The sequence below is a fragment of the Paenibacillus terrigena DSM 21567 genome (assembly GCF_000374845.1).
Taxonomy (GTDB): Bacteria; Bacillota; Bacilli; order Paenibacillales; family Paenibacillaceae; genus Paenibacillus_K; species Paenibacillus_K terrigena.
The window spans coordinates 292,826-306,325 of the sequence record NZ_KB895417.1 but is presented as its reverse complement, the minus strand read 5'-3'; the positions used below and the strand labels follow the sequence as shown (position 1 = coordinate 306,325).

Annotated in this window: 14 protein-coding genes; 2 read left to right on the top strand and 12 right to left on the bottom strand. The window is 41.6% G+C overall.

Going from position 1 to position 13,500, the window contains the following annotated elements; genetic code table 11:
* Positions 1–2: 2 nt before the first annotated feature.
* Positions 3–413, top strand: a complete 411-nt coding sequence (locus tag C558_RS0117485) for a bactofilin family protein (protein ID WP_018757587.1) — start codon at positions 3–5, stop codon at positions 411–413.
* A 69-nt stretch (positions 414–482) separates the two neighbouring features.
* On the opposite strand, the gene C558_RS33865 is transcribed toward C558_RS0117485, so the two are convergent.
* The 11 genes from C558_RS33865 to C558_RS32635 form a co-directional block, all read right to left on the bottom strand.
* The gene (locus C558_RS33865) at positions 483–695 is read right to left on the bottom strand and encodes a hypothetical protein (protein ID WP_156826168.1); all 213 of its coding nucleotides are present in this window, start codon (positions 693–695) and stop codon (positions 483–485) included.
* 120 nt (positions 696–815) lie between these two features.
* On the bottom strand, positions 816–1,667 hold the full coding sequence (locus C558_RS0117480) for an SDR family oxidoreductase (RefSeq protein WP_018757586.1): 852 nt from the start codon (positions 1,665–1,667) through the stop codon (positions 816–818).
* Entirely contained in the window at positions 1,664–2,224 is a 561-nt protein-coding gene (rfbC, locus tag C558_RS0117475) for a dTDP-4-dehydrorhamnose 3,5-epimerase (protein ID WP_018757585.1), read from the bottom strand. Before rfbC ends, C558_RS0117480 begins: the two co-directional genes overlap by 4 nt.
* Before the next feature lie 16 nt (positions 2,225–2,240).
* Positions 2,241–3,344 carry an L-threonine 3-dehydrogenase gene (gene tdh / locus C558_RS0117470; protein ID WP_018757584.1) on the bottom strand — a complete coding sequence of 368 codons (1,104 nt, stop codon included), beginning with the start codon at positions 3,342–3,344 and terminating at the stop codon, positions 2,241–2,243.
* A 27-nt stretch (positions 3,345–3,371) separates the two neighbouring features.
* The gene (locus tag C558_RS31300) at positions 3,372–4,481 is read right to left on the bottom strand and encodes an acyltransferase family protein (RefSeq protein ID WP_083927203.1); all 1,110 of its coding nucleotides are present in this window, start codon (positions 4,479–4,481) and stop codon (positions 3,372–3,374) included.
* 52 nt (positions 4,482–4,533) lie between these two features.
* On the bottom strand, positions 4,534–5,592 hold the full coding sequence (locus tag C558_RS0117460; RefSeq protein WP_018757582.1) for a lipid II:glycine glycyltransferase FemX: 1,059 nt from the start codon (positions 5,590–5,592) through the stop codon (positions 4,534–4,536).
* A 28-nt stretch (positions 5,593–5,620) separates the two neighbouring features.
* A complete protein-coding gene (locus tag C558_RS0117455) occupies positions 5,621–6,385 on the bottom strand; it encodes a formyltransferase family protein (RefSeq protein WP_018757581.1) in 765 nt (254 codons plus the stop codon).
* Between the two features lie 14 nt (positions 6,386–6,399).
* Positions 6,400–6,996 (bottom strand): sugar transferase, encoded by a 597-nt coding sequence (locus tag C558_RS0117450; protein ID WP_018757580.1) that lies wholly within the window; start codon positions 6,994–6,996, stop codon positions 6,400–6,402.
* Positions 6,997–8,220, bottom strand: coding sequence for a DegT/DnrJ/EryC1/StrS family aminotransferase (locus C558_RS0117445; protein ID WP_018757579.1), 1,224 nt, complete (start codon positions 8,218–8,220; stop codon positions 6,997–6,999). It lies immediately after the preceding gene.
* Entirely contained in the window at positions 8,213–9,505 is a 1,293-nt protein-coding gene (locus tag C558_RS35115; RefSeq protein WP_018757578.1) for a NeuD/PglB/VioB family sugar acetyltransferase, read from the bottom strand. Before C558_RS35115 ends, C558_RS0117445 begins: the two co-directional genes overlap by 8 nt.
* Positions 9,506–9,535: 30 nt before the next feature.
* Positions 9,536–10,588 carry a lipid II:glycine glycyltransferase FemX gene (locus tag C558_RS32635; protein WP_018757577.1) on the bottom strand — a complete coding sequence of 351 codons (1,053 nt, stop codon included), beginning with the start codon at positions 10,586–10,588 and terminating at the stop codon, positions 9,536–9,538.
* A 111-nt stretch (positions 10,589–10,699) separates the two neighbouring features.
* On the opposite strand from C558_RS32635, the gene C558_RS0117430 reads away from it, so the two are divergent.
* The gene (locus tag C558_RS0117430; RefSeq protein WP_156826167.1) at positions 10,700–11,983 is read left to right on the top strand and encodes a right-handed parallel beta-helix repeat-containing protein; all 1,284 of its coding nucleotides are present in this window, start codon (positions 10,700–10,702) and stop codon (positions 11,981–11,983) included.
* Between the two features lie 69 nt (positions 11,984–12,052).
* Here C558_RS0117430 and tuaD read toward each other — a convergent pair whose 3' ends face one another.
* Entirely contained in the window at positions 12,053–13,426 is a 1,374-nt protein-coding gene (gene tuaD / locus C558_RS31290) for a UDP-glucose 6-dehydrogenase TuaD (RefSeq protein ID WP_018757575.1), read from the bottom strand.
* Between the last annotated feature and the right edge of the window lie 74 nt (positions 13,427–13,500).

Here is a 13,500-nt window from a genome sequence, read left to right as displayed (position 1 = left end):
TCATGATGCGGCGACAGAAGAAATTACGTCTCACCGATACATTAATAGGACAAGGAACGACAATGGATGGACATCTGACATGTCAGACCAATTTACGAATCGAAGGACATTTCCAAGGGGAGATTGAAGCGAGCGGGACGATCACCATCGGGGAGCAAGGCGTTGCGACGGCCAACATTCAGGCCAGAGAACTTATTATTGCGGGCAAAGTCTATGGCGATGTGACGACAAAGGGAAAATTAATCATTACCAGCAAGGGCCAATTTCACGGTAATTACCATGGCTCTTCCATTATTATTCATGAGGGTGGAATCTTCAGTGGTGAAAGTCGGATGGAGAAACTAGAACCTCGGTCCATTGTCCAAGATTCGGAATTACCGGTTGCGAAGAAGAATAAGAAGCAAGCCGGATAGAGCGTCTGAGAGACTGCTGGCTGGGCAAGACCTCCCGGTTCCCGCCATAACTGCTTAGGAGGTCTTGGTTCACTTCAGGACAGGGGGACTCTGGTGATTCACAAAATTTACGAACTGCTCTTGAATCTGAGAAAGAGAATAACACGCCTCGCAGCAGCCGAGTGGTACGCCAACACGATAATACCCTGTTGTGAAAACAATACGCTGACGCTGTACACTTTGTCTCGTATTGCATGCCAAACAATAGATGGATTCCGCGGAATCCGTATGGATGGTTCTCACCTTCATTCAACCCCCAATGAGCAGACTTCCAATGATACTTACAATGGTCTAATGTTACAATATGTATCGTATCAACGTTACACCATTTCTCTCAAATTGTCAATTCATAGGGATAAAGTTTCATACATTTCGATTCATCCAGTCCGCTAATGCTTCATACCAATGACGCATCGGCGGGATTCCTGTTCGTATTAGTGCTGCGGGTTCTAATACAACCCGTTCAGGCCGTCTAGCGCGCCGCTGCGCTTGATCAGATGAGCTCTGCTGCCAATCAATCGCGGGGGTAAGCGCCCCAATGGCATCTCTGAACTCTTGCATGGAACAGGAACCGCTACTTGTAACATGGTAGAGACCGTGACAACGTTGCCCTAGCATCTCTTCGACATGGTGGATCAAATCTGGCACATAGGTCGGACAACCAATTACAGTAGATTCGGCGTGCCATATCGATGAACGGCTGGAGCATGCTGCACTACTGATCTCTTCCTTAATCGAAGAAGTACCGAACAGCCAGGCTGTTCGAACGATCAAATGCTGGGGATGAATAGCCTGTACGAATCGATCGCCAGCCACTTTGGAAGCCCCATAAGTATGCACTGGCAGTGGATAAGATGTCTCCTCATACGACTGCTCCGATGACCCTTGGAAGACTTGATCGGTGCTGAAATGCACCAATTGTGCACCGACCGCTCTCGCAGCCAGTGCAACATGCCTTGCACCATAAGCATTGATGCGATACGCTTCCTCCGGCTCCTCCTCCGCAAGATCGATATCGGTGTATCCAGCCGTATGAATGATAATGTTCGGCTGATACCGCTCGCATTGCTTCATAACCGACTCCGCGTCTTTCACATCAAGCTCTTGTCTGCTTAGTGCAATCACCTCATCATCATGAGACGTCCAAGCTTTACGGAAAGCTGTGCCTAATCGTCCCTGTGCTCCGGTTATTAACACTCTTCTTCGAGAACTCATCCTTCTTCACCCTCCAGTTCGAGCTGCGCATCCGCAAGGTAAGGGTGCTGTTCGTCTTTGGGCGACAGCAGCGGTCGATCCGTCGGCCATGGAATGGCGAGTGCGGGATCATCCCAGCGAATGCCCCGATCATGTGCAGGCGCGTAGAACTGATCCACTTTATAACTAACTTCAGTGTTCGGAACAATCGTACAGAAGCCATGCGCGAACCCTTGAGGGACGAGCAGTTGGCGTTTATTCGCAGCGCTCAGCACGTATCCGACCCATTGACCGAAGGTCTCTGAACCTGGCCTAATATCGACAGCGACATCATAAATCGCCCCTACCAACACACGCACCAGCTTCGTCTGTGCTTTGGGTGAGAGTTGATAGTGAAGGCCTCGCAGCGTCCCTGCAGGTTCAGACAAGGAATGATTATCCTGCACGAATTGATACGGAAGTCCCGCTGCTGCGTACTTCTCCGCATGATAGCTCTCCATGAAGAATCCACGTGCATCGCCGAAGACATCCGGTTCAATCAATACGACGCCTTCTAATTTCGTAGGAATAACTCGCAAGGTTCACCCTCCTCCGCTATATCGATGAGATAGCCTGCAATGCAGGGTCTGTACTGTTATATGCGATGCCTCCCGGCTTTGATAACTCATGAAGGAAAACTACTTTGCCGCAGCGCCCCTCGCGCATGAGTTCGAAGGCTTCTTCATAACGGTCCAGTGTGAACGTATGTGTCACCAATCGATCCAAATGAAGCACGTCGCGATCCAGCAACCCTTTCATCTGATACCATGTCTCATACATCCGGCGGCCTGTAATGCCTTCAACACGAATCCCTTTGAAGATGATCTGCCCCATATCCAGAGGAACATCCTGCGTCGGAATCCCTAACAACGATACACGCGCTCCGTTCGCTGCACCCTCGAAACCTTCGCGAATCGCATCCGGGTGGCCTGACATTTCAAGCACAACCTCCGCGCCTTCGCCGTTCGTATGATCAAGTATCGCCTGCGACAGCTTCACCTCTCCGCTATGTATCAATACATCCGCGCCCATACGATGTGCCATGTCCAATCGATAGGGATTAATATCTGCCGCGATGATCTGCGCCGCACCGCATGCCTTCGCTACGGCAATCGACATCAGTCCGATTAAACCCGCTCCAATAATGACAACCGACTTGCCGACAATATCGCCTGATAACACCGTCTGTACCGCATTTCCAAGAGGGTCCTGCAGACAGGCAATCTCGAATGGCATATCCTTACGGTTATGAATCACATTGCTCGCCTTCACGACCGCATATTCCGCAAAACATCCTGGCGCCGTAATGCCGAAACTCCGCGTATTCAAGCATACGTGCGACTTTCCCGTCCGACACGGCTTACAAATCCCGCATACCATATGCCCTTCCGCAGACACGTGATCGCCAATCTTCACATGGGAGACCCCGCTGCCGATCTCTTCCACGATCCCTGCGAACTCATGTCCGAATACATTGCCCGTCACCACGGACTTCTCCGCCCACGCATCCCAGTTATAGATGTGCATATCCGTTCCGCAGATTGAGCTCGCTACGACACGTACGAGCACCTCGTCCGGTCTAATATCCGGCACAGGCACTTCCTTCAGTACAGCGCCGGGCCCTCGGTGTTCTTTGACTAAGCCGATCATTGTTCTCATGTGTTTTCACGCCTTTCAAATTAATCCCTACACATTTACTTGCGTTAGCGATACGCTCTTATCAGGGCGACTACCTATTCCTATTTTGCCGATAAAGAAAGCCCCTCCAGGTACTTTATTCAATAAATATGTTGTAATGATAGATAGCCCTATGGAGCCAATAAAGAGGAATATCATGCCGAGCATACTATGATTCAGCAAGGGTATTTTGGAGATGCCGATGATCATAACCCCCATAAAAAACGGGTGAAGGAGGTAAATACCGAACGAATATTTGCTAATTCGAACGATTGAATATGGAATATTTTTTATTTTATGTGCGAGGAGATAGAGTGTAAGAATCATACTTAGAGTAAAAAATATCATATCGATTCGTTTGGAGGAGTGAACAACGAGAATATCCTTGTAGGTGAGCACAAGTGGAATGAGCGAATAAATTAGCGTAAACAAGTAAATCCAAAATTGCCTTTTCACTAACCATTGAATAAATCTTTGATAATTACGCCCACAATAATAAGCTACGCTAAAATAGAAAATCCAACCTAAAAATAGCAGCCAGTGCCCCTGAAGCCAAATGTATTGCAACACTGGTGTATTCGGAATCTCAGTAAAATTAAAAATGCCTAAATATAAAATATTGACAATTAGTGATATCGCAATAACCCATTTTGGATCAAACCGATGGATGTATCTTTGAAATAACATATGCAATAGATAAAATTGAAAAATAATAAGAATAAAATAACCTTGGAAGTCACCAATCAATAGATGCCTCCAAACCAAAGTGAAAAATGTCTGAAAAAAGGAAGCTTGTTGGAATAACCAATCTTCAATTGCTTTGGATAATGCGTAGAAGATACCAAAGAACACGTAGGGAAGTAAAATGTATTTTAATCTTTTCTCCCAAAACTTCCTTGGTGTATGAATGGGATATGAACGAGAAATGACAAATTCCGAAATGAACACAAACGCGGGTGTCCCAAAAGTTAATAATAGGGTTATTAGCTCAGGCACGGTATTTACATGTCCATATATACGATCAATTGCATGCAAGAGTACAATCGAAAGACAAGCCATACATCGTAGAAAAAATACTTCTTGGATCGTTTTAGCCTCACTCATCATTCCACGCTCCATTTCGACATTTCTAATGTGCCTTGCCGATGATGGTTGTTATGTATCTCTTCCTTTAACTGAGGCGGTATGCTGGGAAATAATCTTCTTGTTCTTGGGATTTACATTGTAATTTATTCAACAACATATTATAAGTATAGTTACAATGGATTTTTCGCCCGATATAGAAATCAGCAGGTTCCCCTGTGTTAAATCCTTTCTTGAATCGGAGCAGATTATCATCCCCCTCGTAACCTCCGCCTAAATGCAAAAACTTAAAGCCCTTTTCTTTCGCCCAAAGTACTGCATAATGAATTAAGAAATTCACAGGACAAGCACTTAGAAATTGTTTGTCAGAGCCCATTAAGTGATAATGAACAAAGTCGTTATAATACATAAATAAGGATGATGCAATAACTTGATTACCACACTGCACTTCAATCAACTCAATACTACCTTTTAGGAAGGTCAGTGTGTTCATAATAAATTGCGGACTAAAGTAGTAATAATCATTAGCTTGCTTCTTTTCCATCGTCGAATAGTATAGTTTTGTAAAGTTATCAATTCCCCCGCGATCTGTATGTTTAATCATTAAATTTTCCCGCTGTGATCTCCGAATACGATTTCTATTATTCTTAGAAAATCGTTCCCATATCTCTTCTACAGAACATCTTAAATCGATATATATCGTGTTCCGAACAAACGTTGGATTGACAGCTCTATAGTCCACATTATTTTTAAGCATCGGATGAAATCTCACAAATTCTGTAATGATATTATTTTCAATACAATATTCATGAAATATACTACCAAAATTCTCAAATGCATGTCGCTTCTCATCTTCGTCTGTAATATTCGACAGCGGCCCACCATAACCATATGGTGTCGTAATATCATACAAATCAGTATCCAATTGTGAAGATATACGAGGGTCCAAATTTATTTTTCGCAATAAAAACGGATAGCATATAAATTTGTTCTCTCTATAAAAAACAAACAGTTGCGCTAGTCCCTCGCCATTCTCTTCATAGATCCTACAATATTCAGGTGTGAAATAAATATCTGCTTCCGGTAACTGTGTAAGATACTTATGCCATTCCTCGTACTGATCCACACCCAGTACTTTCACTTGCATATTCAAGACCTCCGTCACTCCATATGGTTTAAACTTGAACAGTCAAATTAATTCTTCCCCTAGGTGTGGTAACGTAGGCTGGCTCATGCCCAGGAAATTGAAATGCCCTAGTTCGATTCCAGAGTTCCTCTTCAGATAGGTTAGAAGTAACCTCTTTATATTGCAAAACATCTTTTTTAAGATACATCTTGCTTGAAATACCCCATTGTTCTGCTAATACTTGCTGGGGCTGGCCTTGAATTGTTCCATCGATAATTGAAAATAGATGCTCTTTAATTAGCAGGAGTCCGTGATGATTACATTTCAAAAATAGATCATATGATGTATCATTCTCAGAAATATCGAATCGGTGTACAGCCAGAACATCACCCGCATCTACCTTCGTATTCATCCAGTGAATACTCGTTCCATATTCCTTCCGATCCTCAATGATTGCCGCCACAACGCACATGGATCCCTTCATCTCCGGTAATGGAGCGGCATGCAGGTTAATAACGCCTAATTTGAAACAATCTAAATGCTCCTGCCTAAGGACTTCATGAAAACGCACACTAATACCAATATCCGCATCTATATCCAGCAAATCATCCAAAGTAAGCATACGGATTCCTAGTTGTGGTGCAATTTCTTGCATGTCGGGGTCGTAAACAGCTTCACGCCAGCTTGATTTCGGATTCTGACTGCAGACAACACCAATGAGTTCTATCGACGGCTGCTTCAAAAGCCAATAAAGACATTCCACTGCAACACCTAAACTTCCAAATAAGACAACACGTGTTTTAACTACGCTCATTGGATGCAATCTCCTCACAATCCCCGTTCAATATCCATATCTTTCATTAGTAAGCTCGGAACATCTGCGATATCTTTACGCTGAATGACTTGAATAACCGTACGAAATACAATTTGGATATCGAGCCACAGCGTCCAATCTTCAACATACAACACATCTAAAGCTAGACGAGCATCCCAATCTAACAAATTCCTCCCAGATACTTGTGCAAGTCCCGTTATTCCAGGTCTAACCCTGAATCTTTTCCTCTCCTCCTTGCTATAGTAAGGGTTGTAACGTACTAGAAGAGGCCTCGGACCAACAAGACTCATATCTCCCTTAAGAACATTAATAAGCTGTGGTAATTCATCCAGACTTAGTCTACGCAACCACTTGCCTAATGGGGTTAATCTCATTTCATCGGCGAGTAGTTCCCCTCCTTCATCTACGTCCATGGTCAAAGTTCGAAATTTATAAATATAAAAGGTCTTCATCTGCAATCCTGCTCTCTCTTGTCTATACAGGACCGGTTTACCCATATTCAACCGAACTAAAATATAAATCAGACACCAAACAGGAAGTGACATGAGCATCAATAGAACAGAAACGAAACAATCCACACATCTCTTCATTTATACACTTCCATTTAAGATTTCTCTGAACGGGTGGATATCATTCTCTCCTTGTTCTAGAATGTCTAACAGTGTTCCAATGACTCGATTTTGATCCGATATAGATAAGTTAGACCCCGAAGGGAGACAGACCCCTTGCATAAATAAGTTGTCGGAGACACTTTCATCCTCGTTATGAGAATAATAGAGGCAATCAACAAATAACGGTTGCAGGTGTAATGGTTTCCATACGGGACGAGCTTCGATATGATTCGCTGTTAATCGTTCTATGATATGTTTACTCGTAACTCCAACTCTAAGGGGATCTACAATCAAAGACGTCAACCATCTTGTCGATCTTCCGAGGGATGATTCCGGCATAAATTCGATCCCTGGAACCCCTCCTAGCTTCTGAACATATCGATCGAATACGGAACGTCGCATGTTCACCCGACTATCTAATACTTTCAATTGACCTCGACCAATACCCGCAAGGATATTACTCATTCGGTAGTTATATCCTACCTCGCTATGCTGATAATGTGGAGCAGCATCCCTAGCTTGAGTCGACCAGAAGCGAGCTTTCTCAAGTGCCTCAAGATCATTGGATACAAGCATCCCACCTCCTGAAGTCGTAATAATTTTATTCCCATTAAATGAAAATATCCCAAACTTCCCCCATGTACCGCTAGGTTTCCCACAATACATGGCTCCGAGTGATTCTGCTGAATCTTCGATAACGGGTACTTCATAACGATTACATATGGCAAGTAGGTTCTCATAGTCTGCACTTTGACCATATAAATTCACAATGATTACAGCTTTAGGTAATTTCCCGGCTTTATCCGCATCTTCAAATGCACGTTGTAATGCAGTGACAGACATATTCCACGTGCTTGGCTCTGAATCAATAAACACTGGAATCGCCTTTTCATACAAAATCGGATTCGCACTAGCTACAAACGTTAGAGAGGAACAAAATACGATATCTCCTTCACGAACACCAATAAGCTTTAGAGCCATATGTATCGCTGCAGTCCCTGAACTCAAAGCAAGCGCACCATTTGCGCCCGTGTATTCCGCTATTTCACGTTCAAATCCATCAACATGGGGTCCAAGTGGAGCAATCCAATTCGTTTGAAATGCATCTTGAATATTGTATAGCTCGTATTCCCCCATATGTGGGGGGGAGAGATAGATTTTATTCTCGTTCTGTGACACAACAATCGTCCCTTTCTCATCCATTTAACATTCCTACTTTCATCTCATGATGAAATTTGATTGCTTTTGCTGGCACACCAACCGCTGTACATTGCGCAGGAAGTGATTTCAAAACAACAGCACCAGCACCTACAACTGTATATTCACCCACCTCAATCCCTTGGATAATCGTAGAATTGGATCCGAGACTAGCACATTTTTTTACTACAACATCCCCAGATACATTGGATTGGGGTAAAAGTGAAACATAATCTTCAATCATTGAATCATGCCCAATCATGCATCCATAATAGACCAAGACAAAATCGCCAATATAGGAATGTGGCTCAATGACAACTAAGGCATTAACCACGGTCCCAACTCCAATTTTCGCTTCATTTGATACGATAGCTGTAGGATGGATTAAAGTTGGACTAGTAACCTTCGGATATTTAACTCGAAACTTCTCAATAAGCTTCATTTTCTCAACAGGATTTCCGATAGCAAACGTTACATGGACTCCTGCATAAAAAGGATCATTCAATACATCGATTGACCCAAATACTGGGAGATTAAAAAGCATTCCCTTCGACTTCTCTTCGTTCTCATCAATAAATCCGATGATGTCCCAAGTCTTTTTCACTTTGTTAATATCTTCAATAATCTGATAAATCCCCTTACCTACCCCGCCAGCACCAATAATGATGATTTTGTTAAACTCCTCTTGTTCCGTATCTGGATCGTTGTTCCCCATAAAAATGGGCATCGTTACATTACTTGCCTGATTCACATCTTCCGATCGAATCACTTTGATCAACGTACTCCATATGATTTTGAAATCTAGTAATAGAGATTGATTATCTACATACCACACATCTAACTTAAATCTCTCATCCCAACTAATCGCATTTCTACCATTAACTTGTGCCCATCCTGTAATTCCAGGCCGTACCTCATTCCTCCGTGCTTGCTCAGGAGAGTAACGATCAAGATATTCCATTAACAAAGGTCGAGGACCAACAATACTCATATCTCCCTTCAAAACATTCAAAAGCTGTGGTAATTCGTCTAAACTAAGCCGACGAATGATTTGGCCAAACTTTGTAATCCGTTCAAAAGTTGGAACCAGTTCTCCTGCTTCATTGTATTCGTCAGTCATTGTTCTAAATTTATAAATTCGAATCGGCTTTCCGAGTAGCCCTGGTCTTAATTGATTGAACATAATTGGAGAACCCAGATTAATTCTGATTAATATCGCAACGAGGATCATGACTGGCAATAAGATGACTAGCCCTACGAAAGCTACAATGATATCGAATAATCGTTTCATCTTTTTATCTCCATACTCAAAATAGATATCTTAATTCGCACGATAGAGTGGAAAATAGTCTGTATTTAGGGATGGATTTAGATTCACTGCATGCGTACATAGTAAGGAGTACATGGATGGATTATGTATTTTTTTACCTACCAAGAATTCTATCTCGTGTTTTGGTGCAAAAGACTTCTTGTATTGATAGACCCCATCGTTAGCCTTATAACCTCCGCCCAATAAATATCGGGATATCCCCTTTTCCTTGGCCCATAATATGATATGGTGTTTAAGCAGATTATTCGGACAAAGATTAAAATAATCTGACAATGTCCCTCCTAAATAGAAATAAACGCAGCTCTCATCAAAAAGTAATAACTCCGTAGAAATAATGTTATGGTCATGCACCGCATGTGCCAATACACAATTCGAGTGTAAATATTCAATCAATTCTCTGAAGTAGTCTTCATTAAAATAATAGAACTCATTGGCATGGTTTCGATCCATCGTATGCTTATATATATGAATAAATTCATCCAAGAATTTCTTTTCTTCGTCAATAACGATCTCAACGCCATGATTCATCGCTTTCTTAATCCGATTACGATTCGTTGATTTATACGTTTTTAAATAATCATCTGATGACAACTCTGCGTCCAATTCAACGTACAAGTTCATATTTTTAACATCTATATCGATAAATTTGTCCATTATTTCTTTATCCACAATGAATGGCTGGAATCGGATAAACTCCGATACAATTTGCGAATCTTGACAATATCGATCAAATTCGACCCTAAAGGCTGCGAATAGAGCTTCGCTATCCCTATTATCTCTACAATCTATAAGAGGGCCACCAAATCCATAAGCTGTCGTAATATCGAAGAAGCTCTCGCTTCTATTCAACCCTAATTCGTTCAAGTTAATTTTTCTTTTCAGGTACGGATAGAATACAATACCTCGATCATCTTCGTAATAAACGGCCTCCGGTACTCCTTCATCTTTATAAAGCAGATAATACCTATACTTCCAGAAAACATGGTTTGAGAATTTTTTCAGACAGTCCTCCCATTCATTGCTCCCCTTCATAATTTTCAGCATTGTAAGTCTCCTTATTTAAGGTTTTAGTATATTCCACTTTTTCACCAGAAAGTTCGTTCAATCCAACCTATAAAGTCTTGCATATAATGAATAGAAAATTTAGCTTGAGAGGTGAAAACGATGCCAATGAACGCAATAATACCGGACAGCTATAACGGATCGGATTATCAAAAAGTACAATCTGCAATAAATGATGCCGTAACACAAAGACGAGGTGTTGAGTTTGATAGATTGTATGATATTACAGGAAGTACCGTGACGATTAACAAAACGCTTGGGAATCGAATTCCGTTACGATTTTACAGTAACTCTAACGGGGGAATTCGAAAAACGGATTCAGGTTATATCTTTATCGCAAGCAATATGAATACGGGTGATATTTTCGTAGATGGAATGACGTTCGAGAGTGTTCCAGGTGCGGGTACGATCGTGTATAAAGCTCCAAGTATTATTCGAATTCACTCCAATTTATGTTCATACAACAATATGGATACAATCGTAAAAACCGAAGATCGTGGATATATGCAATCGATGAGATTTTCCAACGAGAGCATCACGGGTGGTAAAGGTTACGCATTTGATTTCGGCGGAGCATATGATTGCAGTTGGAATAATGTTGTCATTGAACAACGAGAACACGGATTTATTCATCGAGAGTCAGGGACGGATCCAGATATATATAATTGCAGAATAAGAGACTCTGTTTTGGAAGGACTTTCGGGTACAGCCATACAAATTAAGAATTCCACCAACCTTGTCATCGATGGTTGTTACTTTGAAGCAAATACCGGCGGTCACATTATTATTAACTCCGAATCGACAAAAAGCATTACCATATCGAATTGTAGACATGGTGGTGTCGATGTACCTGCATTTATCGTATGGAACGGATATATTAAGGGCTTCTCATATAACAATACAGCTCAGAACATTGCCATTCATAACACAACCGGACTTATCGCTGGCAGCGAGATTACATCCGTCAATGATTTTACGCAATATGGGCAAACAGCAACGTATGATCCAACAATCATAGCTGGAAATATTCCGATCTATCGCTTATCTCCCATTATTTCAAAAACAACACCGATCAACGATTTGGAAGTTGATTTTGGGCCGTTACGGAAATCCACTGATACATTAACGAATATTAGCCTTAACGCCAATCAAATAAAAAAAGTAACTTTCTCATTTCAGCATGATGTTTCAATCGACGACGTCATTTCGATTCAAACTTTTGTCACCAATAATAAGAATGTAACGATATGTAGCTATTACCGAGATAATACGAATAAAAAGAACGTCATCGCCACCATAAAAAATGAAGAGTCATCTGCTGTTACTATAGCAACTTTAAAAATGACAAAACTTCGTCTCACCCCTATCAGTGGGTAATATGTATACAAATCGACGTGAGGCTTGTTTCACGTCTTTTTTTATTTTCAAGCACGAGTTATTCTTAGTTTAGTTAGCAACTGGTTCAATAGACCATTTGTTCATCCGTGAAGTTGGACTCTCCTCTTCATTCGCCAGAATTGCTGCTCTACCGATCGAATAATAGTTAAATTTCAATGCTTTCATTTCATTCGTCTCAAAACAGTTCCGTCCATCGATAATATTAGGATATTTAAGCGCTTGTCGTACTTTGGCAAGATCCATGCCTACGATACTTTCCCATTCCGTCAGGATTACACATGCTTCACAATGCTGAAGTGTCTCATAGAGATCTTCATGATACGTGATTCGATCATCAAATATTTTCTTAATTTCTTCTATTGCTACGGGATCATAAACCCGAATTCGTGCACCTTTTGCTAACAAAGCTGGAATTAAAGTTACAGATGGCGCTTCTCTCACATCATTCGTATTCGGTTTGAATGAAACGCCCAGAATCGCAATCTCTTTCCCTTTCATTTCACTTAACGCATCTTCCAGCTTCTCAAGAACCAATACCCTTTGCATCTCATTCGTATGTATCACTGCATCTAAAATTTTAAATTCATATCCCGACTGCTGAGCTATATGTTTGAGTGCCTGTGTATCTTTAGGAAAGCATGATCCTCCATATCCAATTCCCGCCTGTAGAAACTTACGGCCGATTCGACTGTCAAGACCCATCCCGGCAACGACATCCGTAATATCTGCTCCAAGCCGTTCGCATATATTCGCAATCGAATTAATAAATGAAATTTTTGTCGCTAAAAAAGCATTTGAAGCGTACTTAATCATTTCTGAACTTTCCAAATTCGTCCTAATTATTGGTGCTTGAAAAGGTTTATACAATTGTGCAATTCTATCGGCGGCTTGATCATTTGTTGCCCCAATGACAACGCGTTCCATATTAAAGCAATCAAATAACGCTGATCCTTCTCTTAGAAATTCTGGATTCGAGACCACATCAAATGACAGATTATGATTCTCTAAATTCTCGCGAATGATCGCTTCAATAAGTTTCCCTGTCCCGAGGGGGACCGTACTCTTCGTAACGATAATTTTATTGGATATCAGATTCGCTCCGATCGTCTTTGCAACTTCCTTTACATAACGCAGATCCGCTTCACCTGAAGAAGACATTGGTGTGCCCACAGCAATCATGATAATATCTGCTTCTCGTATCGCTGTGGGGATATCGGCAGTGAAAACAAGCCTTCCCTGATCCATATTCTCCCTTACCATCTCTTCTAACCCTGGCTCATAGATCGGGAGATCAACTTGATTCAATCGTTCTATCTTGAAGCGATCAATATCGCAGCAAACAACATGGTTTCCAACATGCGCAAAACAAGTCCCTGACACTAGTCCCACATATCCCGTTCCAATTACAGCGATTTTCTCCATTACCAATATTTCACCTTCCTCGACATGTAATACGAATCAAAATAAAGATACATTTTGTATCGTTGGGCACATAT